At 71.3% G+C, this 24,118-nt stretch carries 21 protein-coding genes; 7 read left to right on the top strand and 14 right to left on the bottom strand.

Annotated elements, in window-relative coordinates; genetic code table 11:
* Window positions 1-5 precede the first annotated feature (5 nt).
* A complete protein-coding gene (mycP, locus tag ACX27O_RS02860; protein WP_210864992.1) occupies window positions 6-1,229 on the top strand; it encodes a type VII secretion-associated serine protease mycosin in 1,224 nt (407 codons plus the stop codon).
* An 85-nt stretch (window positions 1,230-1,314) separates the two neighbouring features.
* Here mycP and ACX27O_RS02855 read toward each other — a convergent pair whose 3' ends face one another.
* Complete coding sequence (locus ACX27O_RS02855; protein ID WP_030334171.1) at window positions 1,315-1,608, bottom strand: WXG100 family type VII secretion target; 294 nt, start codon at window positions 1,606-1,608, stop codon at window positions 1,315-1,317.
* A gap of 21 nt (window positions 1,609-1,629) precedes the next feature.
* Complete coding sequence (locus ACX27O_RS02850) at window positions 1,630-1,950, bottom strand: WXG100 family type VII secretion target (RefSeq protein WP_030334170.1); 321 nt, start codon at window positions 1,948-1,950, stop codon at window positions 1,630-1,632.
* A 288-nt stretch (window positions 1,951-2,238) separates the two neighbouring features.
* Between ACX27O_RS02850 and eccE the strand changes: the two genes are divergently transcribed.
* The 4 genes from eccE (at window position 2,239) to rarD (ending at window position 6,192) form a co-directional block, all read left to right on the top strand.
* Window positions 2,239-4,179 (top strand): type VII secretion protein EccE, encoded by a 1,941-nt coding sequence (eccE, locus tag ACX27O_RS02845; RefSeq protein ID WP_458938903.1) that lies wholly within the window; start codon window positions 2,239-2,241, stop codon window positions 4,177-4,179.
* Window positions 4,180-4,266: 87 nt separating this feature from the next.
* Window positions 4,267-4,653 carry a phage holin family protein gene (locus ACX27O_RS02840; protein ID WP_030334166.1) on the top strand — a complete coding sequence of 129 codons (387 nt, stop codon included), beginning with the start codon at window positions 4,267-4,269 and terminating at the stop codon, window positions 4,651-4,653.
* A gap of 127 nt (window positions 4,654-4,780) precedes the next feature.
* Window positions 4,781-5,278 carry a GNAT family N-acetyltransferase gene (locus ACX27O_RS02835; RefSeq protein ID WP_030334164.1) on the top strand — a complete coding sequence of 166 codons (498 nt, stop codon included), beginning with the start codon at window positions 4,781-4,783 and terminating at the stop codon, window positions 5,276-5,278.
* Window positions 5,275-6,192, top strand: coding sequence for an EamA family transporter RarD (gene rarD, locus ACX27O_RS02830; protein WP_458938902.1), 918 nt, complete (start codon window positions 5,275-5,277; stop codon window positions 6,190-6,192). Before ACX27O_RS02835 ends, rarD begins: the two co-directional genes overlap by 4 nt.
* Before the next feature lie 108 nt (window positions 6,193-6,300).
* Here the strand turns inward: rarD and ACX27O_RS02825 are convergent, their stop codons facing one another.
* Window positions 6,301-7,008, bottom strand: coding sequence for an anti-sigma factor family protein (locus ACX27O_RS02825; RefSeq protein WP_030334160.1), 708 nt, complete (start codon window positions 7,006-7,008; stop codon window positions 6,301-6,303).
* Complete coding sequence (locus ACX27O_RS02820; protein WP_030334158.1) at window positions 7,005-7,499, bottom strand: sigma-70 family RNA polymerase sigma factor; 495 nt, start codon at window positions 7,497-7,499, stop codon at window positions 7,005-7,007. The genes ACX27O_RS02825 and ACX27O_RS02820 overlap by 4 nt, the downstream gene beginning before the upstream one ends.
* A gap of 249 nt (window positions 7,500-7,748) precedes the next feature.
* Here ACX27O_RS02820 and ACX27O_RS02815 point away from each other — a divergent pair, with 249 nt between their 5' ends.
* A complete protein-coding gene (locus ACX27O_RS02815) occupies window positions 7,749-9,878 on the top strand; it encodes a PhoX family protein (protein WP_358124185.1) in 2,130 nt (709 codons plus the stop codon).
* Window positions 9,879-9,981: 103 nt separating this feature from the next.
* Here the strand turns inward: ACX27O_RS02815 and ACX27O_RS02810 are convergent, their stop codons facing one another.
* Window positions 9,982-10,764, bottom strand: coding sequence for an IclR family transcriptional regulator (locus ACX27O_RS02810; RefSeq protein ID WP_030334152.1), 783 nt, complete (start codon window positions 10,762-10,764; stop codon window positions 9,982-9,984).
* A gap of 154 nt (window positions 10,765-10,918) precedes the next feature.
* Between ACX27O_RS02810 and ACX27O_RS02805 the strand changes: the two genes are divergently transcribed.
* Window positions 10,919-12,148, top strand: coding sequence for an MFS transporter (locus ACX27O_RS02805; protein ID WP_458938901.1), 1,230 nt, complete (start codon window positions 10,919-10,921; stop codon window positions 12,146-12,148).
* Here ACX27O_RS02805 and ACX27O_RS02800 read toward each other — a convergent pair.
* The 9 genes from ACX27O_RS02800 to ACX27O_RS02760 all read right to left on the bottom strand — a co-directional run bounded on the left by ACX27O_RS02800 (window position 12,124) and on the right by ACX27O_RS02760 (window position 24,069).
* On the bottom strand, window positions 12,124-13,209 hold the full coding sequence (locus ACX27O_RS02800) for a polyprenyl synthetase family protein (RefSeq protein WP_387220710.1): 1,086 nt from the start codon (window positions 13,207-13,209) through the stop codon (window positions 12,124-12,126). The genes ACX27O_RS02805 and ACX27O_RS02800 overlap by 25 nt on opposite strands.
* 90 nt (window positions 13,210-13,299) lie before the next feature.
* Window positions 13,300-14,853 (bottom strand): NADH-quinone oxidoreductase subunit NuoN, encoded by a 1,554-nt coding sequence (nuoN, locus tag ACX27O_RS02795; RefSeq protein WP_030334145.1) that lies wholly within the window; start codon window positions 14,851-14,853, stop codon window positions 13,300-13,302.
* Window positions 14,854-14,962: 109 nt separating this feature from the next.
* Window positions 14,963-16,498 carry an NADH-quinone oxidoreductase subunit M gene (locus ACX27O_RS02790; RefSeq protein ID WP_030334143.1) on the bottom strand — a complete coding sequence of 512 codons (1,536 nt, stop codon included), beginning with the start codon at window positions 16,496-16,498 and terminating at the stop codon, window positions 14,963-14,965.
* A gap of 64 nt (window positions 16,499-16,562) precedes the next feature.
* Entirely contained in the window at window positions 16,563-18,488 is a 1,926-nt protein-coding gene (gene nuoL, locus ACX27O_RS02785) for an NADH-quinone oxidoreductase subunit L (protein ID WP_030334141.1), read from the bottom strand.
* Between the two features lie 12 nt (window positions 18,489-18,500).
* On the bottom strand, window positions 18,501-18,800 hold the full coding sequence (nuoK, locus tag ACX27O_RS02780; RefSeq protein ID WP_030334139.1) for an NADH-quinone oxidoreductase subunit NuoK: 300 nt from the start codon (window positions 18,798-18,800) through the stop codon (window positions 18,501-18,503).
* Window positions 18,797-19,567, bottom strand: coding sequence for an NADH-quinone oxidoreductase subunit J (locus ACX27O_RS02775; RefSeq protein ID WP_030334138.1), 771 nt, complete (start codon window positions 19,565-19,567; stop codon window positions 18,797-18,799). The genes nuoK and ACX27O_RS02775 overlap by 4 nt, the downstream gene beginning before the upstream one ends.
* Complete coding sequence (gene nuoI, locus ACX27O_RS02770; protein ID WP_030334137.1) at window positions 19,564-20,205, bottom strand: NADH-quinone oxidoreductase subunit NuoI; 642 nt, start codon at window positions 20,203-20,205, stop codon at window positions 19,564-19,566. Before nuoI ends, ACX27O_RS02775 begins: the two co-directional genes overlap by 4 nt.
* 1 nt (window position 20,206) lies before the next feature.
* On the bottom strand, window positions 20,207-21,559 hold the full coding sequence (gene nuoH / locus ACX27O_RS02765; protein ID WP_030334136.1) for an NADH-quinone oxidoreductase subunit NuoH: 1,353 nt from the start codon (window positions 21,557-21,559) through the stop codon (window positions 20,207-20,209).
* A complete protein-coding gene (locus ACX27O_RS02760; protein ID WP_458938900.1) occupies window positions 21,556-24,069 on the bottom strand; it encodes an NADH-quinone oxidoreductase subunit G in 2,514 nt (837 codons plus the stop codon). The genes nuoH and ACX27O_RS02760 overlap by 4 nt, the downstream gene beginning before the upstream one ends.
* Window positions 24,070-24,118 lie beyond the last annotated feature (49 nt).

The following is a 24,118-nucleotide window of genomic DNA, read 5'->3' as shown; positions in this document are numbered from 1 at the left end:
CGTCGATGTCCCGGTCGATCACGCGCCCGGTCCTCGCAGGTCTGGCCGCCAGCCTGTTGACCGTACCGGCCCTTCCGACCGTCGCCGTCGCCGCCGGGTTCCGGGCGGCGCCGGCCTGCGCGACAGCACTCGCCCCCGTCCGGCCGGTCACCGCCACGCCCTGGCCGCAGCAACGGTACGACCCCGCGCGGCTCGCGCCGCTGGCCACCGGCGTCGGGGTGACCGTCGCGGTGGTCGACTCCGGGGTGGACCGGGCGCACCCGCAACTGGCCGGGCGGGTGCTGGCCGGCGCCGACCTGCTCGACCCCGGCGGGGACGGCCGTCGGGACTGCGCCGGGCACGGTACCGGTGTGGCGAGCATCATCGCGGCGGCGCCCCGCCCCGGCGTCGCCTTCCGTGGGCTGGCGCCGGGCGCCCGGATCCTGCCGGTGCGGGTGAGTGAGCAACAGGTGGTGCAGGGGCGGGAGTCGGGGCGTACGGTCAGCGCCGACGAGTTCGCCCGGGCCATCCGGTGGGCCGTCGACCATGACGCCGACGTGGTGAACCTGTCTGTGGTGCTGTACGCGGACGACCCGGAGGTCCGTGCGGCCGTCCGGTACGCGGTCGACCGGAACGTGGTGCTGGTGGCCGCCGCCGGGAACCTGCACGACAGCGGGGACCCCCGACCGTTCCCCGCCGGCTACGACGGGGTGCTCGGCGTGGGTGCGATCGGGGCGGACGGTGGGCGGGCGACCTTCTCGCAGACCGGCCCGTACGTCGACCTGGTGGCACCCGGCAGCGAGGTGCTGACCGCCGCCCCCGGCGCGGGCCACCACCGGGTCGAGGGCACCAGTTACGCGGCGCCCTTCGTGGCCGCCACGGCAGCTCTGCTGCGGGAGTACCGGCCGGAGCTGACCGCCGCCCAGGTCGCGGAGCGGATCATCGCCACCGCCGATCCAGCTCCCGGCGCGGGCCACGGCGGCGGGTACGGCGCCGGGGTGTTGAACCCCTACCGGGCGGTCACCGAGACCAGCGGCGGCCGGCCGGCGGGAGCGCTGCCGGTGGCCGCGCTCGCCGACGATCGGGCCGACCCGGCGCGACTCGCCCGCCAGACACGCCGGGCCGCCGCTCGGGACCGGGCCCTGTTGGTCGGCGCGGTGGTCGGCATGACGGCGCTCACCGTGGCTCTGCTGGCAGTGGTGGTGCCCCGGGGCGCCCGTCGGCGCTGGCGCCCGGCCGGCCCGGCCTGAGCCCACCCACCCGCGGCCCGAACCTGCGACCGGCCGCGGGCGGGGCGCTGACCCGGACACGGTCAGCGCTCCCGGCCCACATCGCTCACTGGAACAGCCCGGTGTTCTTCTTTTCGGTGTCCAGGTAGTCGGTGGCGGAGTCGTTCACCGCCAGCCTGATGTCACGCAGCATCGCCTGGAGGTCCTGTGAGGCCGAGCGCCACCGCGCCTGCCGCTGCTCGTAGGCCTGCCGCGCCTCGCCCGTCCAGCTCGCCACCAGCGGGGCGGCGTCCCGTTCGAGTTGCCCGAGTTGCGCGTCGAGGGTGTTCAACGCTTTCTGGATGTCAGCGCCGGCCTGCTGCAGCGCGGCGAAGTTGACGACCAGCACACCATGGTCCATCGGATTCCCTCCCCAGCGGGATCAGAGCGGCAACTGGATGCCGCCGCGGTTGGTGCCGGCCACCCGGCTGGCCACCTCGTCGTCGGACACGTCGTACTGCCGGCCGGCGGTGCGGATCGCACCGGCGGTCTCCCGCAGGGCGCGGTGCAGCGCGGCCTGGTCCTGTGACCACTGCTGCTTGACCTGCTCGAACGACCGGCCGCCAGCGCCACGCCAGGCCTGCTGCAACACCTCCAGCTCGGCCAACAGGCCGGTCAGCATGGACTGCAACGACTGGTCCACCTGCTCGAACTTCGCGGCGGTCTGCTGCATGACTGCGGCTTCTGCCTTGGTTTGGGACACCCGGACGTCACCTCGTCTCTCGGATCGCACCTGGCCGTCGACGCGTCCACGGTGGGCGACGCGTCGTCGCTTGGCCCGGTCGTCGAGCACTGAGACACGGGTCAGCGAAGGACTTCGTGGCTGACGGTAGCGACCTCGTAGCAGTTCTGCTACCCCGCGGGCTTCCCCTGTGGACAACCGAGGCGGCCATCGGTCGCTTACGATGTGCCGCAGCCACGTCGCGGCGCGTGACGGGCCGTCAGCGGCGGCCGACCGCCCGACCCGGTTCCCACTGGTCGAGGAGGCACGGTGCCGCACCCACCGACCCCTGTCGACTCCGGGGCAGGGGCCCGCGCACCGGCGACCGGGCCGGGCCGACCCACCGACAGTGGCCTGCCGTCGGCCGATCAGCGCGCGCCCCGCCGCCGGTCGACGGTGGGCCGCTGGGTGGCGGTCGGCCGTCGCGCGGGTGCCCGCACGCGAGCCGGCCAACTGGTCACCGCGCAGGTAGCGGCGGCGCTCGTCCTCGTCGCCCTGGGCCGGCCCGCACCAGTCGTCGCGGTAGCCGCCCTGATGGCCGTGCTGCTGGTGGCGGCCGCCTGGGTGCCGCTTCGGGGGCGCTGGCTCTTCGAGTGGCTGGGCACCGCCGTCGGGCACCTCACCCGCCGCCGGGCGCTGACCGGGCCGGCCGGAGCAGCCGAACTGCTCGACCTGGTCGCCCCGGGCACCGTCGTCCGCTCGACCGAGCTGACCGGTGGGCCGGCGGCCGTCCTGGAGGACACCACGGGAATGGTCGCGCTGCTGGAGTTGGGGGACCCGGGCGACCTGCTGGGTGACGCGTCCCAGGCGATCCCCGCCCCGGCCGCGTTGCTCCCGCCGGCCGGGCCGGACCTGCCCCCGCAGCTGGTCCAACTGCTGCTCGCGGGCGCACCGGCACCGGTGCCGAGCGCCGGTGGCACGGTCGGCACCTCGTACCGGCAGCTCACCGACGGGCGGCTTGCCGGGCGGGAACGGGCGGTGGTTGCCGTCCGGGTGCTGCGGGTCGACGGTTGGTCCGAGGAGGATCTGCGCCGGGTGCTCGCCGGCACGGTCCGCCGGATCGTCAGGCGTCTCGGGCCGTTGGCCGCGCGACCGCTCGGGGTGCCGGCGGCGCTGCGTGTCCTGGGCGAGTTGGCCCACCAGGACGGCGAACCGGTCCGGGAGTCCTGGGCGGTGATCCGGTCGGGCACCCTGGTCCAGGCCACCTTCCTGCTGACCCGGTGGCCCGACCCGGGCGGTACGGGCGGACGCCGGCTGGTGCCCCGCCTGCTCGCGCTGCCGGCGACGGCCACGACGGTGTCCATGTGCTCGGGTCCGGCGCCGACGATGACGCCGTCGTCGCATTCACCGGCGACCACAACAGTGCCGACCGAGCTGACGGTGCGTCTGGCGGCCGGGACTGCGGCCGAGTTGGCGGCGGCCACGGAGGCGCTGATCCGACTGGTGACCGACCTGGGCGGAAAGTTGCGGCGGCTCGACGGTGCCCACCTGAGCGGGCTGGCCGCCACGCTGCCGCTGGCGTTGCCGGCGTCCGGAGCGCAGCCCCGCCCATCGGCACCCGGGTCGCCGCCCGGCGCGGCGGTGACCGACTGGGAGCTCTCGGTGGGCGACGCGGGGCTGATGGTCGGCACCAACCGGCACGGCCGGGCCGTCACCGTACGACTGTTCCGGCCGGAGAGCACCCGGGTGCTGCTGGTCGGCGGGGTGCGCGCCGCCCAACTGGTGGGCCTGCGCGCGCTGGCACTCGGCGCCCTGGTGGTGGTGCAGACGGTCCGGCCACGCGCCTGGGAGCCGTTCGTCCGGGGGGTTGGCGCACCGGGCGGCACGATCCCGTTGCTGCCGCCGGGTCGGGCGGTCGCCGACGGGGTGGGTACGGCGCTGCGTCCGTTGCTGGTGATCGTCGACGCCGGGCCGGTGGCGGCCGAGGCCGCGCCGGGCCCGCCGTGGCGGGCCACACTGGTGGTACGCGACGAGCTGACACCGGCGGATGTGGACACGCTGAGCCGGGCCGACCTGGCGTTGCTCCAGCCGTTGACCTCCGCCGAGGCCGCCCTGGCCGGAGCCGCGCTGGGGCTGGGCGGCTCGGCCGAGTGGCTGACCCGGATCCGGGAGGACATGGTGGCGGTGGTCAACCGCCGGGCGCTGCGCTGGGCGCTGCTGTCCCCCACACCGATCGAGGGGCAGCTGATCGGGCCGCCGAGGCGCGGCTGACCAGTCGGGCCGCCGAGGCGCGGCTGATCACCAGGATGGCCAGCTGTCGGGTTACGCCGGTGCGTGGTCCGTGGCACGATCCCCGCCATGGGTTTTCTGAAAGGTCTGCTGATTCGGCTGGCCAGCACAGCTCTGGCTTTCTGGCTCGCCACGCTCCTCATTCCGGGCATCTCCCTGGATTCGAACTCGGCCACCGAGACGGTGACCACGCTGCTTCTGGTGGCGGTGATCTTCGGTGTGGTCAACGCTGTTCTCCAGCCGATCATCAAGACCGTCGGCTGCGGCTTCTACCTGCTGACCCTGGGTCTCATCGCCCTGGTGGTGAACGGTCTGCTGTTCCTGCTCACCAGTTGGATCGCCGACCAGGCCGGGCTGCCGTTCGAAGTGGACGGTTTCTGGCCGGCGGCGGTGCTCGGCGCCCTCTTCGTGAGCATCGTGACCTGGATCCTCGGCGCCGTCCTCGACCGGGACTGACCGGCGACCAGCCAGCACCGACCCGGCTTGCCGGGGCCCCGACCTGGTCCGGGGCCCCGGCGGGCCGCTGACCAGAGTTCGGGAATTGGCCGGCCCGGGTGCCCATCCCGGCGGTTAGCGTCGCGGCATGTTCTCACTGACCTACGCCGACGGACACCTGCTCAGCACCGATCCGGCGCGGATCGATCTGGACCTGGTGCACCACTGGTTGTCCACCGACGCGTACTGGGCGCTCGGGCGGGACCGGGAGACCACCGAACGGTCGTTCGCCGGCTCACTGCCGTTCGGCATCTACCGTCCGGAGGACGGCCGCCAGGTGGCGGTGGCCCGGGTCGTCACGGACGGTGCCACCTTCGCCTGGCTCTGCGACGTGTACGTCGACCGGGCCGCCCGAGGTCGGGGGTTGGGCGGGTGGCTGGCCGGTGCGGTCCGCGACCACCTGGCCGAGCTGGGCGTACGCCGGATCCTGCTCTGCACCAACGACGCGCACCAGGTGTACGCGGGGGTTGGCTTCACGCCGCTGGACAACCCGCAGCGGTGGATGCAGCTCGACCGGCGACCGCCGGTGACCCCGATCACCGGAAAGGAACAAAGCAGCACTACGCCCCTTACGGTGGAAGCGTGACACCACTCCGCCTGGGATACCTCTACGGCCTCGGCGCGTACCTGCTCTGGGGTTTCTTTCCGCTCTACCTGAAGCTGCTGCGACCCGCCGGCCCGCTGGAGATCCTGGCCCACCGGATCGTCTGGTCGGTGGTCTTCGTGGCCCTGCTGCTGGCGGCGCTGCGCAACGTCGGCTTCCTGCGGGCGCTGCTGCGCCGCCCCTGGGCGATGGCGGGGATCGTGGCCGCCGCCGCGCTGATCGCTGTCAACTGGGGCACCTACATCTACGGGGTGAACTCCGACCGGGTGGTGGAGACCGCGCTCGGTTACTTCATCAACCCGCTGGTCGTGGTGCTGCTCGGGGTGACGGTGCTGCGGGAGCGGCTACGCCCGACGCAGTGGGTGGCGCTCGGGATCGGCGCGTCGGCGGTCGCGGTGCTCACCGTTGACTACGGTCGGCTGCCCTGGCTGGCACTGACCCTGGCGTTCAGCTTCGCCGGCTACGGCCTGGTCAAGAAGCGGCTGGGGCTGCCGGCGGCCGAGGGGCTCTTCGTCGAGTCGGCGGTGCTGGCGTTGCCGGCGCTGGGCTACCTGGGGTGGCTGACGGCGAAGGCCGACCTCACCTTCGGGCACGTCTCCGCCGGGCACACCGCGCTGCTGGTGCTGGCCGGCGCGGCCACGGCGATTCCGCTGCTCATGTTCGCCGGGGCGGCCAACCGGCTACCCCTGAGCGGCCTCGGCATGATCCAGTACCTGGCGCCGATCCTTCAGCTCGGCTGCGGTGTGCTGATCTTCCACGAGCCGATGCCGCCGGCCCGTCTGGCCGGCTTCGCGCTGGTCTGGCTGGCCCTGATCGTCTTCACCGCCGACGCGGTCCGCAACTCCCGCCGCAACCGGGCCCAGGCCCGGATCCTGGAACCCGTCCCCACCCCGTAATCCCACCCCCCGGCCCCCGCGATCTTGCAGTTTCGGTCGTCGATATGCCCTTCCATGCCCTTTATGAGAGTGCAGAAAGTGCAAGATCGCGGAGGACCGCGCGCAGGGTCAGGGGACGGCGTAGGTGAGGATCGGCGTGCCGTCGGCTCTCTGCAGTTCCACGCTGACCAGCTCGGCGTCGGTGAACCTGGTGGCACCGGTGAAGCTGAGATCGTCACCGGGGGCCGCCAGCCAGGAGCCGATCTGCTCGGTGGCGCCGTTCGGTCCGCGCGCCACGAGCCGGAACGGGTACGCCTTGCCGTAGCTCGTCCGCGCGTCGTACCCGCAGCGCATGGTCACCTCGGTACCCCACTTGGTGCCGGTGAGCCCGAGGTCGGCGTGCACCGGCCCGGCGGCGGCCACCGGTCGCATGGCCACCATCGACACCTGCGGGGCCGGGGTGCCCTGCGCCCCGGGCGGCCCGGCCGGTCGAGGCAGCGCCATTGCGGTGCCCACGCCGACCAGCAGCGCCAGCCCGGCGGCGGCCAGTGTGGTCAGCGCGTACCGTCGCCGGTCCGCGGAGCGTTCCCGACGTCGGCGCTGGCGGGCCTCGGCGAGCAGCGCGGGCACCCTGGGCGGTGCCGGCGGCGGCAGGATCTGCTCCAGTCCCGCCGGGTCGAGGCGTCCGAGCAACCCGGGCAGCACGGCGATCTCGGCGACCGCCTCCCGACACGAGGCGCAGCCGCCGAGGTGCCGCTCGTAGGCCGCCCGCTCGGCAGGGGCCAGGGCACCCAGCACGTACGCGCCGTCGTCGTACGCGAACTCGCACCGGGTCATCCCGTCACCCCCATCTCGGCAAGGACCAACCGTAGAGACCGCAGCGCGTAGTGGGTGCGGGATTTCACGGTCCCCGGCGGCACGCCCAGGCGGGATGCCGCCTCGGCTACCGACCGCCCCTGGTAGAAGCACTCGACCAGCACTTCCCGGTGGGTCGGGCTGAGCCGGTTCAGCGCCTCGGCGACGGTCCACGCCTCCACCGCCCGTTCGGCCTCGTCGATCACCTCGGGCGGTTCGGGCAGGTCGTCGGTGAACACCTCGCCGACCCGGGTGGACCGCCGCCGCCAGGCGTCGATGGCCAGGTTGCGGGCGGTGGTGAACAGCCAGGACCGCACCGATCCGCGTCTCGGGTCGAGTGACTCCGGATGTCGCCAGGCCCGCAGCAGCGTCTCCTGGACCAGGTCCTCGGCCCGCTGCCGGTCCCCGTTGACCAGCCGCAGGGCGTGGGCGTACAGCGCCTCCGCGTGCTCGTCGTGCAGCGCGCGCAGCAGTTGGGCGTCGTGGTCGCTGATGGCGGTCTCCTCGCTTCCGGCGCGCGTGCGGCGGTGGCGTCCGCCTGGGAATACGTGCGGTCACGCCGATCGGTTCAGCCCGAGGTCAGGCCGGTTGCGGGGTGGTTGCCGCCCACGAAGGTGTTCATGCCCGGTTCACACCGTGGCCGACGTGCGCTCACCACGTCCTCCTAGCGTCCGGCTGGTACGCCGCCTGTCGTGCCACCGACTCCTCTGGAGGCCTCCCCCATGAGCGACCGCCCCCGGCTGCTCCCCCTGTTGACCGGCGCCCGCCATGGCACCCGTGACGCCATGACCTGTCTGTACCGGTGCGGAAACGCCTGCGACCACCCGGTGCCGAACACCTCCGACAACGCGTACTTCGGCGACGTGGTGAACGCCGAGATGTCCCGGCGTGGCGTGGTCCGGGCCGGCGCGGTGGGCGCGCTGGTGCTCGGTCTCGGCGGCGCGGCGGCCGGTGCGCTCGCCGGTGCGGCCCCGGCCGTGGCCGCACCGGCCACCACCCCGGACGTCCCGGAGGCCTTCGGTTTCGGCCGTCCGAGCACCGGAGTCGGCAGCGGAGCGCTGACCTTCAAGCCGATCCCACCGAACAAGTTGGACACCCTCGTCGTGCCGAACGGCTACGACCACGCCGTGGTGATCAAGTGGGGTGACCCGGTGCTGCCGGGCGCACCGGAGTTCAACCTGCACCACCAGAGCGCCGCCGCACAGTCCAAGCAGTTCGGTTACAACAACGACTTCGTGGGTGTGCTGCCGCTGGACAAGCAGGGCCGGCGGGCGCTGCTCGTGGTCAACCACGAGTACACCAACGAGGACCTGATGTTCCCGGGCTTCCCCGGCCTGGACGGGCTCTCCGTGGAGCAGCTGCGCACCGCCATGGCCGCGCACGGCATGTCAGTGGTGGAGCTCGAACGGGTCGCGGGCACCGGGCAGTGGCAGCCGGTCAGCAAGGGCCCCCGGCCGTACAACCGGCGGGTCACCGCGCTGAGCACCAAGTTCGACCTCACCGGCCCGGCCGCCGGCTCGGCCTGGTTGAAGACCGCCGCCGACCCGAAGGGTCGTACCGTCGTCGGCACGTTGAACAACTGCGCCGGTGGGGTGACCCCGTGGGGCACCGTGCTCTCCGGCGAGGAGAACTTCAACCAGTACTTCGTGGGCGCCGACGCGGCCCCGGCCGAGCTGAAGCCGAAGCTGGACCGCTACGGCATCGGCACCGCCAGCCGCTACCCCAGCGGCAGCCGCAGGTGGGAGCGCGCGGACGAGCGCTTCGACCTGGCGAAGCACCCCAACGAGGCACACCGCTTCGGCTGGGTCGTCGAGATCGACCCGTTCGACCCGGAGAGCCGCCCGCGCAAGCACACCGCGCTGGGCCGGTTCAAGCACGAGGGCGCCAACGTGATCGTCGCGAAGGACGGCCACGTGGTCGCGTACATGGGCGACGACGAGCGGTTCGACTACCTCTACAAGTTCGTCTCGGACAAGAAGTTCATGAAGGGCAACTCCTGGGCTGCCCGCAAGCACAACCTGACCCTGCTGGAGTCCGGCACGCTCTACGTGGCGAAGCTCGACCAGAGCAGCGCCGCCGAGATCGACGGCTCGGGCAGGCTCCCCACCGACGGCGCCTTCAACGGCCGGGGTCGCTGGATCAAGCTGGTCAGCGGCAACCGCTCGTTCGTCGACGGGATGACCGCCGCGGACGTGCTCACCTTCACCCGGCTCGCCGGTGACAAGGTCGGCGCGACCAAGATGGACCGCCCCGAGGACGTCGAGCCGAGCCTGCTCACCGGCAAGGTGTACGTGGCGCTGACCAACAACACCAACCGCGGCGTCGGCAGCAACCCGAAGGCGGACGAGGCCAACCCGCGCACCGCCAACAAGCACGGGCAGATCCTGGAGCTGGTCGAGGACCGCAACGACAACGCCGCGGAGACCTTCGCCTGGTCGCTGCCGATCGTCTGCGGCGACCCGACCGACCCGTCGACCTTCTTCGCCGGGTACGACAAGACCCAGGTGTCAGCGATCTCCTGCCCGGACAACGTCGCCTTCGACGCCACCGGCAACCTCTGGATCTCCACCGACGGCAACGCGCTGGGCAGCAACGACGGCCTGTTCGCCACCGCCGTGGAGGGTCCGCAGCGGGGTCACCTCAAGCAGTTCCTGACCGTGCCGCTCGGCGCGGAGACCTGCGGCCCGTTCATCACCGGCGACAACCGTTCGCTCTTCGTCGCGGTGCAGCACCCGGGCGAGATCAGCGGGGCTTCGGTGGAGAACCCGGCCTCGAACTGGCCGGACGGTGACTACGCCAAGCCGGGCGTGGTGGTCACCTGGCGCCTCGACGGCGGCCCGGTGGGCAGCTGAGGTCGTAACCGCGGCCGAGAGGCCGATGACGTTGTTCCCGGCGGTCCGGCGCTGGACCGCCCCGAGAGGCCCTCTCCCAACCGGGGAGAGGGCCTCTCGGCGGTCAGTTGTCGGAGGCGATGCCGTCGGCCACGCTGCGGGCCACGGTGAGCAGCTTGGCGCGTACCACCCGGGCGGAGGTCATCATCTCGCTGGCTGGCAACGCGCAGGCCAGCACGACGCGGCGTTCCATGTCCTTGTCCGGCGCGACGAGCACCGCGGCGCAGGCCACCCCCTGCCGGAACTGCCCCATCTCCAGCTGCATGCCGCGCCGGTCACCGGCGGCCAGGTCGGCCTCGAAACTCTCGGGGGTGGTCAGCGTGGCGGTGGTGAACGGGCGCATGCCGTACTCACGCAGATAGCGGTAGCGCTGGTCGCTCGTGAGGGTGGCGAGCAACGACTTGCCGAGGGCTGTGGCGTGCGCCCCCTCGTCGAAGCCGGGGACCAGGTCCTCCAGGTAGGGCGAGCGGTGCCCCTCGGCGACCGCGGTGAGGGCCACCTGGCCGCCGACGAACCGACCGAGGTAGTGGCTGTAGCCGGTGTCCAGGGCGGCCCGCCGCAGCGTCTCACCGACCGCCGGTGGACCCCGGAACGCGGTGACAAGCTCCCGGTACCGGTCGGCCACCTCCAACCCCACGATGTACGTGCCGTCCTCGCGACGGATCACGTAGCCCTCGTAGGCGAGGGTGCGGACCAGGTGGTACGTGGTGGCCACGGTCAGCTCACAGCGCCGGGCGATCTGCTTGACGGTCAGGCCCTTCGGGGCGCGACCGACCGACTCCAGCACCCGTAGCGCTCGGGACACGCTGCGAATCAGGTCCGAAGGTTCTGCCAAGGGGTCGCGCACAACCACCTCCGCCGCCGGGGACTTACACCATATGAAAAACAGGCCCGGTGCGAAATGCCTGTTCGGGTCGAGGATGCCAGATCACCATCCACAGCTAGTGCCCCGCCGGTCACCAGGAGTGCGCTGAGCGGGGCTCACGTAGGTTTGCCCAACGATGACCAACACCGCCAACACCCCCGATCCGGCGCTCGCCCGACCCCATCCGGTCCGGGCCAGCGCCGGTGCAGTCGCCACCACCGTGGCCTGCGTACTCCCCGTCTTCCTGCTCGGCGGTCTCGCCGTGCAGATGGGCACCGACCTCGGCTTCTCGCCGGCCGGCCTGGGCCTGGCCGTCTCCGTCTACTTCGGGGTCAGCGCGCTGGCCTCGGTGCCCTCCGGCCGCCTCGTCGAGCGGTACGGACCGGCAGTGGTGGCCCGCAGCGGCATCCTGCTGGCCGCCGGGTCGATGCTGGCCGTGGCCGCCTTCGCCCGGTCGTACCCGGTGCTGGTCGGCCTGCTGGCGCTCAGCGCCGCCGCAAACGCGCTGGGCCAACTGGCCAGCAACACCGCGCTCGCCCAGCACGTGCCGGCGCGACGGCAAGGGCTGTCGTTCGGGGTCAAGCAGGCCGCCATCCCGGTCTCCACCCTGCTGGCCGGGGCAGCGGTACCCACCATCGCGCTCACCGCCGGCTGGCGCTGGGCGTTCGTGGCCGCCGCCGTGGCCGCGCTGACCACGCTTGCCGCCGTACCCCGGCAGCTGCCCGACCCGGCCCGGCGAGCCGGCGCGACGCGCGCTGCTCGGGCGACGGTGGCGCTGGTGGTGATCGGCGCGGCGGCGACGTTGGCGTCGGGCGCGGCCAACGCGCTGGGCACCTTCCTGGTCGACTCCGCCGCCGCCCGGGGCCTGTCGCCGGGTCTCGCCGGCCTCACTCTGACCCTGGGCAGCGCGGTCTGCGTGGCGGCCCGGGTGGGCGCCGGCTGGTTGGCCGACCGTCGCGACACCGGCCACGTCGCCCTCATCGCCGCGATGCTGCTGGTCGGCGCGGTCGGGCTGGGCCTGCTCGCGGTGACCGGCTCGGTGCCGCTGGTCGTCGGTGTGGTGCTCGGCTTCGGCCTGGGCTGGGCCTGGCCCGGCCTGATGAACTTCGCGGTGGTCCGGCTGCACCCGCAGTCACCGGCCGCCGCCACCTCGATCACCCAGACCGGGGTGTACGCGGGCGGCTGCCTCGGCCCGTTGAGCCTCGGCCCCCTCGCCGCGCACCTCGGCTACCCGGCGATGTGGACCACCGCGGCCGTGGCGATGCTCCTCGCCGCCGCTCTCATGCTCGCCGGCAGCCGACTGTTGACCCGCGTCGCCGCCGCAGCGGGGCGGGGCGGGGATCAGCTGGTGCGGTCGGCGATGTAGTCGCAGAGCGACTCGAGCGCGCTGCGGGAGGGGCCGTGCGGCAGCGGGGCGAGCTGCGCGCGGGCCTCCTCGGCGTAGCTGCGCACCGTCTCCCGGGCCCGCTTGAGCGCCGGGCTCTCCCGCAGCAGCCCCAACGCCTCGGCGTGCAACGCGTCGTCAGTCAACGGGCCGGTCGCCAGGATCTCCCGCAGCCGCACCGACGACGCGTCGGAGTCGTCCGCTTCACGGGCGTAGAGCACCGGCAACGTCGGGACACCCTCGCGCAGGTCCGTGCCGGGGGTCTTGCCCGACTGCACCGACTCGGAGGCGATGTCCAGCAGGTCGTCGGAGAGCTGGAAGGCGACGCCGATCGTCTCGCCGTACCCGGCGAGGGCCTCCACGTGCTCGGGGGCGGCGCCACCGAACATGCCGCCGAACCGGGCCGACGTGGCGATCAGCGAACCGGTCTTCTCCGCGATGACGTGCAGGTAGTGGCTCACCGGGTCGTCGTCGGGGCGTGGCCCCACGGTCTCCGCGATCTGACCGTGCACCAGCCGGGCGAAGGTGCGCGCCTGCAACCGGACCGCCTCGGGGCCCAGATCGGCGGCGATGTCCGCCGCACGGGCGAAGAGGTAGTCACCGACCAGGATGGCGACCGAGTTGGTCCACCGGGAGTTCGCACTCGGCGCGCCCCGACGCACGGCGGCCTCGTCCATCACGTCGTCGTGGTAGAGGGTGGCGAGGTGAGTGAGCTCCATCACCACGGCGGCCGGGACCACCTGCGCACCGGTCGGGTCACCGAACTGCGCGCCGAGCGCCACCAGCAACGGCCGGAAACGCTTCCCACCGGCCTCCACGAGGTGCCGGGCAGCCTCCGTGACGAACGGGTCGGCGCTGGACACGCTGGCCCGCAACTCGACCTCGACCGTGTCGAGCAGGCCCACCACGGACGCCTCGACACGGGGATCGGCGAGATCGAGACCAAGCGCGCCGAACTGACTCGTGCTCGCCCGACCCCGCCGACCGCCGGAGCCGGAGGCACCTGAACGCTCGCCCGCCGGATTCACCACGCCATCAACCATGCCACACCCGTACGACCTGCTCCGGGCCGGGGATACGCACCGGGGGCCGGCACGTGAACACGCGCCGACCCCCGGTGATCGATCCTTCGGCTATCGAACGAATTCGGCAGCTCCGGTCGCCAGATCGAGCAGCGGCGCCGGGGCGACACCCAACACCAGGGTCGCCAGCACACCGATCATCAACGCGGCGGCGGTGAGCCCACCGGGCACTGTGACGGTCGGGGTGGACTCGCCCGGCTCGGAGAGCCACATCATCACCACGACCCGCAGGTACGGGAACGCGAGGATCATGCTGGTCAGCACACCGGCGATCACCAGCCAGGCCTGGCCACCCTCCAGCGCCGGCCCGAAGATGGCGAACTTGCTGGTGAAACCGCTGGTCAGCGGAATACCGGCGAAGGCCAGCAGGATGAACGTGAACAGCGCGGCGAAGAACGGCGACCGCCGGCCCAGCCCGGCCCAGCGGGACAGGTGGGTGGCCTCGCCGTCGTCGTCGCGGACCAGCGTCACCACGGCGAACGCCGCCAACACCGAGAAGCCGTACGCGACCAGGTAGAACATCGTGCCGGCGAGCCCGTCACGGCTCGGCGCCAACACACCGACCAGCAGGTAGCCGGCGTTGGCGATCGAGGAGTACGCGAGCAGCCGCTTGATGTCGGTCTGGGTGACCGCGAGCACCGCACCGACCAGCATGGTCAGCACCGCCACCGCGCCGAGGACCGGGGTGAAGTCCCAGTTGGCGTCGGCGAACGCGACCTGGAAGACGCGCAGCAGCGCACCGAACGCGGCGACCTTGGTGCAGGCCGCCATGAACCCGGTGACCGGGGTCGGAGCACCCTGGTAGACGTCCGGGGTCCAGACGTGGAACGGGGCCGCCGCCGCCTTGAAGAGCAGACCGATGGCGAGCAGCGCCATGCCGGCGAAGAGCAGCACCGGGCTGGCCGGCGACTCGCTCACCGCCGCGTGGATGGTCGCGAAGTCGACGCCGGCCGAGCGGCCCGGGATGCCGGCGGTGAAGCCGTAGATCAGGGCCACGCCGAACAGGAAGAACGCGGAGGCGTACGCGCCGAGCAGGAAGTACTTCATCGCCGCCTCCTGGCTCAGCAGACGCCGGCGACGGGCCAGCGCGCAGAGCAGGTAGAGCGGCAGAGAGAAGACCTCCAGCGCGATGAACATGGTCAGCAGGTCGTTCGCCGCCACGAAGATCAGCATGCCGCCGATCGCGAACGTGGTGAGCGGGTAGACCTCGGTGAGACCGTTGCGCCCCTCGGCCTGCCGCCGATCGTCGGCCGACTCGGCGGTCACCGCGGCCTGGGCGACGAACGCCCCGCCCCGCTCGACCGAGCGGTCACCGATCAGCAGCAGCGCCATCGCGGCCAGCACCAGGATCGCGCCCTGGAGGAAGAGCGTCGGCCCGTCGATGGCGAGGGCCTGCCCGACGGTGATGATCCGCTCGTCGGCGCTGAGGACCACCATGGTCAGTGCCGCGAGCACCGCGAGCAGCGCCAACGTCAACTGCACCAGATGCCGCCAGCGCCGCGGCACCAGGGCCTCGACCAGCACACCGAACAGCGCGGCGCCCAGCATGATCAGGATCGGAGCGATCGCCGCGTACTCGATCGACGGCAGTTTCAACTCGGTCACAGTGCCGACCTTTCGTTCGCGACTGCGCAAGCCTCTGCCCGCGACTGCGGGGCTCGCTTCGCTCTCTCCTCGCGCGGGCGGATGGGGCTCGCAAGCTCACTCCTCGCGCTCACCGAGCCGCCTCCTGGACGGTGCCGCCCACGGACGGCGCCGGGTCGGTTCTGCCGATGTCGTCCATGGTCGCCTGGACGGCCGGGTTGATCACGTCAGTGACCGGCTTGGGGAAGAAGCCGAGCAGCACGATCAGCGCGATCAGGGGGGCAACCACGACCTTCTCGCGCAGGTTGAGGTCCCGGCGCATGCCGTCGACCTCGGTCAGCGCCGGGTTCAACGTGCCCTGGGTGGTGCGCTGCACCATCCACAGCACGTACGCGGCGGCCAGGATGATGCCGAGCGTCGCGATGACCGCTACCGGCTTGTTCACAGTGAACGTGCCGATCAGCACCAGGAACTCGGAGATGAACGGCGCGGTGCCGGGCAACGCCAGCGAGGCGAGACCGGCGAAGAACAGCACCCCGGCGAGCACCGGCACCAGCTTGCCCGCGCCACCGAAGTCACTGATCAACGACGAGCCGCGCCGGGCGATCAGCATGCCCACCACCAGGAAGAGCAGGCCGGTGGCCAGGCCGTGGTTGAGCATGTAGAGCACCGCGCCGGTGCCGGCCTGCGTGGTGAAGGCGAAGATGCCCACCCCGATGAAGCCGAAGTGCGCGATCGAGGTGTACGACACCAGCCGCTTGAGGTCGTTCTGGCCGACCGCCAGCAGCGCGGCGTAGACGATGCCGATCACGCCCAGGGCCAGCGCCCACGGTGCGAACCACTTCGACGCCTCCGGGAACAACGGCAGGCAGTACCGCAGGATGCCGAAGGTGCCGACCTTGTCCAGCACCCCGACGAGCAGCGCCGCCGCGCCCGCCGGGGCGGCCCCACCGGCGTCGGGCAGCCAGGTGTGGAACGGGAAGAACGGCGCCTTGATGGCGAACGCGAGGAAGAAGCCGAGGAACAGCCACCGCTCGGTGCCGGTGCTGATGTCGACCTGCGAGAGCGCCTGCCAGTCGAAGGTCTTCCCGCCGACCACCCACAGGCCGATCACCGCGGCCAGCATGAACAGACCGCCGACCAGCGAGTAGAGGAAGAACTTCACCGCCGCGTACTGCCGCTGGTGGCCGCCGTAGCTGCCGATGAGGAAGTACATCGGCACCAGCATGACCTCGAAGAACACGTAGAACAGGAAGACGTCGGCGGCCGCGAAGACGCCGATCATCGTGCACTCGAGGACCAGCAGCAGCGCGAAGTAGACGGGCACCGACCGCTTCGACGACTCGGCGTCGTGCCAGGACGCCAGGATCACCAGCGGCACCAGCACCGCGATCAGCATCAGCATCACCAACGCGATGCCGTCGGCGGCGAAGGTGAAGCTGACCCCCCAGTTCGGAATCCACGAGTACGACTCGCGGAACTGGAACCGGTCACCGCCGGCGTTGAAGCTGACCCACATCACCACCGAGAGCACCAGCACGAGCAGCGACCAGGCGAACGCCACCTGCTTGGCCAGCTCCGGGCGGTGACGCGGCAGGAAGGCCACCACCAGGGCGCCCACCAGCGGCGCCACGGTGAGCACCGAGAGGAACGGGAAGTTGGACATTATGCGGCCTTACCTCCGTCGTCACTGCGTGGTCCGCCGGCGGGGGCGGGCGTATTGAGGTCGATCACGCCAACCACCCCGCCTGCACCGCCAGGAACGCCGCCATCACCAGCAGCGCACCGGCCAGGATCGAGGTGGCGTACGAGCGGACAAAGCCGGTCTGCATCCGGCGGAGGCGGCCCGAGCCACCGCCGACCGCGGCGGCGAGCCCGTTGACGAGCCCGTCGACGCCCCGGTTGTCGAGGTACACCAGCGCCCGCGTGAGGAAGATGCCCGGCTTCTCGAAGACCGCCTCGTTGACGGCGTCGGTGTAGAGGTTGCGCCGGGCGGCGGTGACCAGCACCCCGGCCGGCTGCGGCGCGGTGGCCGTACCGGCCCGGAAGAGGAACCAGGCGAGCCCGGCGCCGAGCACGGTGACCAGCAGCGACAGCGTGGTGATCACGGCGTGCGAGAGGACCGCCTCGTGCTCGGCGTGTTCGCCGCCCAGCCCGGCGGTCTGGGTCAGCCAGTCCGGAACGGACGTGGAGAGCAGGAAGCCGGCACCGACCGAGCCGACCGCCAGCAGGATCAGCGGGATGGTCATCAGCTTCGGCGACTCGTGCGGGTGCTCGATGTCCTCGGTCCACCGCTGCGGGCCGTGGAAGGTGAGCACGAACAGCCGGGTCATGTAGAACGCGGTCAGCCCGGCGCCGAGCAGCGCCGCCCCACCGAAGAGCCAGGCGGTCCAGTCGTCCCGCTCGAAGGCGGCCACGATGATCGGCTCCTTGGAGAAGAAGCCGGAGAACGGGAACATGCCGATGATGGCCAGCCAGCCCATCATGAAGGTCAGCCAGGTGATCTTCATGTGCTTCGACAGGCCACCGAAGCGGCGGATGTCGACCTGGTCCTTCATCCCGTGCATGACCGAGCCGGCGCCCAGGAACATGTTGGCCTTGAAGAAACCGTGCGCCAGCAGGTGCACGATGGCCAACGCGTACGCCGCGCCGCCGAGACCGACACCGAGGAACATGTAGCCGATCTGGCTCACCGTCGACCAGGCGAGCACCCGCTTGATGTCGTCCTTGGCCGCGCCGATGATGCAGCCGATCAGCAGGGTGAGCGCGCCGACGCTGACCACCACGAGTTGCAGCGTCGAGTTGGCGGAGAAAATCGGGTTGGACCGGGCGATCAGATAGACACCGGCGGTGACCATGGTGGCGGCGTGGATGAGCGCCGACACCGGGGTCGGGCCCTCCATCGCGTCCGGCAACCACGCCTGGAGCGGGAACTGACCGGACTTACCGGCCGCGCCGAGCAGCAGCAACAGGCCGAGGACCAGCACTGTGGTGCCGGTCAGCGCGCCGACACCGTTGAACACCTCGTCGTACTGGGTGGTGCCCAGGGTGGCGAACATGATGAAGATGCCGATGGCCAGGCCGGCGTCCCCGACCCGGTTCATCAGGAACGCCTTCTTGCCGGCGGTGGCCGCGCTCGGCCGCTCGGTCCAGAAGGAGATCAGCAGGTACGACGCCAGACCGACGCCCTCCCAGCCGAAGTACAGCATCACGTAGTTGTTGCCGAGCACCAGCAGCAGCATCGCCGCGACGAACAGGTTGAAGTACGCGAAGAACCGACGACGGCCCGCGTCGTGCGACATGTACTCCACCGCGTACAGGTGGATCAGGAAACCCACCCCGGTGATCAGCAGTACGAAGACCGCGGCCAGCGGGTCGAACAGCAGGCCGAAGTCGACGCGCAGATCACCGACCGCGATGAAGTCCCAGAGGCTCAGCTCGACCGACTTGTTCTCCAGGCCACGCAGCTGAAAGAAGAAGCTCAGGCCGAGCACGAACGCGGCGCCGATGGCAGCGACGCCCAACCAGTGCCCCCAGCGGTCGGCCCGGCGGCCGAGCAGCAGCAGGATGGCCGCGCTGACCAGCGGGATCGCCACCAGCAGCCAGACGCCCCCGAGCAGCCCCGTGGCCTGGGCGTATTCCACAGTCTCTTCCACCGGTGGACCCCTCTAGTACTTCAGCAGGTTGGCGTCGTCGACGCTCGCGGAGCGTCGCGTCCGGAAGATGGACATGATGATCGCGAGCCCGACCACGACCTCGGCCGCCGCCACCACCATCACGAAGAACGCCATGATCTGACCGTTGAGGTCACCGTTGATCCGGCTGAAGGTGACCAGCGTCAGGTTGGCCGCGTTGAGCATCAGCTCCACGCACATGAACAGCACGAGCGCGTTGCGCCGGACGAGCACCCCGGCGGCACCGATGGTGAACAGCACCGCCGCGAGGACCAGGTAGTAGTCAGGCGTCATGAGTCTGTCCCCTTCAGCGTGGTCTCCTGCGCGGTCAGCTCCCGCACCGGCAGGATCTCCGGCGTGCTCCGCTCCGAGAGGCGGCCGTCCGGCAGTCGGGCCGGGGTGGCCACCGAGGACGAGGTCGCGAAGACGCCGGGGCCGGGCTTCGGGCCGGGGTAGTTGCCCGGCGCGAACCGCGCCCGCATCGTCGACACCTGGTCGACCTTGTCCTGCTTGCGGCGCTCGATGTGCGCGAGCACCATGGCGCCGACCGCCGCGGTGATCAGCAGCGCCGAGGTCAGCTCGAACGCGAAGACGTACTTGGTGAAGAGCAGTCGGGCGATGCCCTGCACGTTGCCCTCCGCGTTGGCCTGCTCCAGGCCGACCGCCGTGGTGCCCTCCAGCGCCCGGTAGAGCGCGCCGCCGACCAGACCGGCGAAGCCCAGCCCCAGCACGATCGCGGCGACCCGCTGGCCGCGCAACGTCTCGATCAGCGAGTCGGTGGAATCCCGGCCGACAAGCATCAGCACGAAGAGGAAGAGCATCATGATCGCGCCGGTGTAGACGATGATCTGCACCATGCCGATGAACGGCCCGGCCTGGAGCACGTAGAAGACGCCCAGGCAGAGCATGGTGAGCACCAGCCAGAGCGCGGAGTGCACCGCGTTGCGGGCCGCCACCATCCCGATCGCGCCGATCAGTGCGAGCGGCCCGAGGATCCAGAAGGTGACCTCCTCGCCGCCGGACACCGCACCCGCCGCGGCCAGCACCGTAGACGTGGTCATGCGTTCTCTCCCTTGCCGGCCGCGACCCGCTGGGCGGCCTGCTCGGCGCCCGGGAACGTCACGCCGGGGTGCTCCTCGACCTGGTAGCGGCCGGGGCCCATCGGTGACGTCTCCGCACCGGCGGAGGTGCCCGGGTTGTCCAGCGCGCCGACGTAGTAGTCCTTCTCGCTGTCACCCAGCCGCATCGGGTGCGGCGGCTGCTCCATGCCCTCCAGCAACGGCGCGAGCAACTGCTCCTTGGTGAAGATCAGGTCCTGCCGGTTGTCCCGGGCCAGCTCGTACTCGTTGCTCATGGTCAGCGACCGGGTCGGGCAGGCCTCGATGCACAACCCGCAGAAGATGCACCGGGCGTAGTTGATCTGGTAGATGCTGGCGTACCGCTCACCCGGCGAGAAGCGCTGCTCGTCGGTGTTGTCGCCACCCTCGACGTAGATCGCGTCCGCCGGGCAGGCCCAGGCGCACAGCTCACAGCCGATGCACTTCTCCAGGCCGTCCGGGTGCCGGTTGAGGATGTGCCGCCCGTGGTAGCGCGGCGCCGACACCGGCGGCTTGAACGGGTAGTCGGTGGTGACGACCTTCCTGAACATGTGCGAGAAGGTGACACCGAATCCCTTGAACGTTCCGGTGATCGCGCCCACGTCACACCTCCCTGGAGTCCGAGCCGGCAACGATGTTGGCCGGCTCCCGCTCGGCGACCACGCGCGTGATACGCGGGCTCGGTGGTACCTGAAGATCCATCGGCGGCAGCGGGAAGCTCCCGTGCGGCCGGTTGTCGACCTGTTCCTGCGTCGTCGGCTTCGGCTTCGGACGCCGGCTGGGCCAGAAGATCGTGGCGATCAGCAGGATGCCGGCCGGAATACCGACGGCGATCATCTTGCCGCGGGTGTCCCAGTCCTCGATGGAGCGCAGGCCCGACAGGACCAGGATCCAGACCAGGTTGATCGGCAGCAGCACCTTCCAGCCGAGCCGCATGAACTGGTCGTACCGCAGCCGGGGCAGCGTGCCCCGCAGCCACACGAAGACGAAGACCAGCGCGATCACCTTGCCGAAGAACCAGAGCATCGGCCACCAACCGGAGTTGGCGCCCTCCCAGATGGTGATCGGCCAGGGTGCCCGCCACCCGCCCAGGAACAGCGTCGTGGTGACAGCGGACATGGTCACCATCGCGACGTACTCGCTGAGCATGAAGAGCGCGAACTTCAGCGAGCTGTACTCGGTCATGAAGCCGGCGACCAGCTCGGACTCGGCCTCGGGAAGGTCGAACGGTGCCCGGTTGGTCTCACCCACTGTGGCGATGAAGAAGATGATGAAGCTCGGCAGCAGCAGGATCGCGTACCAGCCGGGGGCCGGAACCGTCTGGCCGAAGATGGTCAGCTCGGTGCCGTCTCCCTGAGCGGCGACGATCCCGCTGGTGCTCATCGTGCCGGCGGTCATGAAGACCGCCACGATGCTCAGCCCCATCGCGACCTCGTAGGAGATCATCTGGGCGCTCGACCGGAGACCACCGAGCAGCGGGTACGTCGAACCGGACGCCCAACCACCCAGGACGACGCCGTAGACGCCCATCGAGGAGCAGGCGAGCAGCAGCAGCACCGCCACCGGCACATCGGTGACCTGCAACGGGGTGTGGTGACCGAAGATGCTCACCATCGGGCCGAACGGCACCACCGACAGCGCGGTGACCGCGCAGATCACCGAGATGGTCGGGGCGAAGAAGTACACGACCTTGTCGGCCGCCTTCGGCAGGATGTCCTCCTTGAAGGCCATCTTCAGACCGTCGGCGAGGGTCTGCAGCAGGCCGAACGGGCCGACCTGGTTGGGGCCGGGCCGCACCTGCATGTAACCCACGACGCGCCGCTCGAACCAGACACCGAGCAGGGTGGCCAGCAGCCCGAAGGCGAACGCGAAGACAATCTTGCCGAGAACCAGCCACCACGGATCCCGGCCGAAGTCGGCCAGCGTGGGGTCCTGGGCGAGGATTGACGGAGTCACTGGTTACCCCCGGAGTTAAGGAGCGGACCCGGGAGACCGGCCTCGTCGGCCGCCACGCGCCCGGCCGGAATGGCCGTACTCGGTGCGGGGACGGAGATCCGGACGACCGCGCCGGACGTCGCCCCAAGGCTGCGCCGCACTGTCGAGCCGGGTGAGTTGGTCGGCAGCCAGACCACGCCGTCCGGCATCTCGGTGAGTTCCGCGGGCAGGGTCAGCGCCCCCCGGTCGGTGCCGACAGTGACGGCGTCACCGTCGACCACACCGAGCGCCTCGGCGGTGCCCTTACCCAGCCGGACCACCGGCGGACGGGCGGTGCCGGCGAGGTTCTCGTCGCCCTCGGTCAGGGTGCCGAGGTCCACCAGCTGGTGCCAGGTGGCCAGCACGGCTTCCCCGGCCTTCGGCTCCGGCACCCGGCCAGGCGCGACCGACGGCGCGGCCGGCCGCGACATCCGCGTCGCCGGCAGCGTGCCCAGCTCGCGGCGCACGCTCAGCACGTCGGCGGTGCCGAGGCGCACGTCGAGCAGCGCGGCCAGCGCGTCGAGCACCCGGCCGTCGGTCATCGCGGTGGTGTTCAGGACCGCCTCGAACGGGCGCAGCCGGCCCTCCCAGTCCAGGAAGCTGCCGGCCTTCTCGGCCACCGGGGCGACCGGCAGCACCACGTTCGCCCGCCGGGTCACCGCGCTGGCGCGCAGCTCAAGGCTGACCAGGAACGGCACCGCGTCCAGGGCGGACTCGGCCAGTCGCGGGTCGGCCAGGTCGGCCGGGTCGACACCTCCGACGACCAGCGCGCCGAGCTGCCCGTTGGCCGCCGCGCTCAGGATGCCGTCGGTGTCCCGGCCGGCCTGACTGGGGATCACCCCGGCCGGGATGTCCCACGCCTCACCCAGCTCGGCCCGAGCGGCCGGTTCGGTCACCAGGCGTCCACCGGGCAGCAGGTTGGGCAGGCAGCCCGCGTCGACCGCGCCGCGGTCACCAGCGCGCCGCGGCACCCAGGCCAGCTTCGCGCCGGTACGCCGGGCCACGTCGGCCGCGGCGGAGAGCCCACCCGGCACGGTGGCCAACCGCTCGCCGACGATCAGGATCGCGCCAGGGGCGCTCAGCGCCTCGCTGACCGTGGCGTGCTCGGCGAGCACGCTGGCCTCCTCGCCCGGCACCACCCGGGCCAGCTTGGCACCGAGCTTCTCCAGGCCGCGCGTGGCGAAGGGCGCCAGCGCGTACACCGTCAGGGTCTTCTTCAGGTACGCCTTGCGCAGCCGCAGGAAGAGGATCGGGCACTCCTCCTCGGGCTCCAGGCCGACCAGCACCACCGCCGGCGCGTTCTCCACGTCGGTGTAGGTGACGTCGGTGACCCCGGCGACCGAGCTGGCCAGGAAGTCGGCCTCCTCGCGGGAGACCGGTCGGGCCCGGAAGTCGATGTCGTTGGTGTTCAACGCGACCCGGGCGAACTTGGCGTACGCGTACGCGTCCTCGACGGTCAGCCGACCGCCGGTGAGCACCGCGGTGCCCTGCCCGCTCTCCCGAGCCGTGTGCAGCCCCTCGGCAGCGACCGTGAGCGCCTCGCTCCAGGACGCCTCGCGCAGCTCACCGGTCTGCTCGTCGCGGACCAGCGGCGTGGTCAGCCGGTCGGCGGCCCGGGTGTACTGGAAGCCCCACCGGCCCTTGTCGCAGTTCCACTCCTCGTTGACCTCCGGCTCGTCGCCGGCCAGCCGGCGCAGCACCTTGCCGCGCCGCCAGTCGGTGCGCTGCCCGCAGCCGGCCGAGCAGTGCTCGCAGACGCTCGGGCTGGAGACCAGGTCGAACGGGCGGGCGCGGAACCGGTACTGGGCACCGGTCAACGCGCCCACCGGGCAGATCTGCACGGTGTTGCCGGAGAAGTAGGAGTTGAACGGGACGTCCCCGCTGTCCTCCCCGGACTCCACGCCGTACGCGTCGTCCCGGTAGATGTTGATCTCCTCAGCGGACGACCGGCCCATCAGGTCGATGAACTTGTCGCCGGCGATCTCCTCGGAGAACCGGGTGCAGCGCTGGCAGAGCACGCACCGCTCGCGGTCCAGCAGCACCTGGCTGCTGATCGCCATCGGCTTCTCGTACTCCCGCTTGTGCTCGTGGAAACGCGAGTCGGTGCGGCCGGTGGACATAGCCTGGTTCTGCAGCGGGCACTCACCACCCTTGTCGCACATCGGGCAGTCCAGCGGGTGGTTGAGCAGCAGCAGCTCCATCACCCCCTCCTGCGCCTTCTTGGCCACCGGGGAGGTGATCTGGGTGCGGACCACCATGCCGTCGGCGACGGTCTGGGTGCAGGAGGCGACCGGCTTGCGCTGCCCCTCCACCTCGACCAGGCACTGCCGGCACGCGCCGGCCGGGGCCAGCAGCGGGTGGTCGCAGAACCGGGGGATCTCGGTGCCCATCTGCTCGGCGACCCGGATCAGCAGTGCCCCCTTGGGGGCGGTGACCTGGACGCCGTCGATGGTGAGGGTGACGGTCTCGGTCTGCTTGGCTACGTCGGTCATCAGAGTCGCCCTTCATTCGCGACTGCGGGACTCGCAAGCTCGTTCCTCG

This window comes from Micromonospora sp. SD19, from assembly GCF_054462275.1.
The sequence above is the reverse complement of the archived record's forward strand: the minus strand, read 5'-3'. Positions and strand labels throughout refer to the sequence as shown.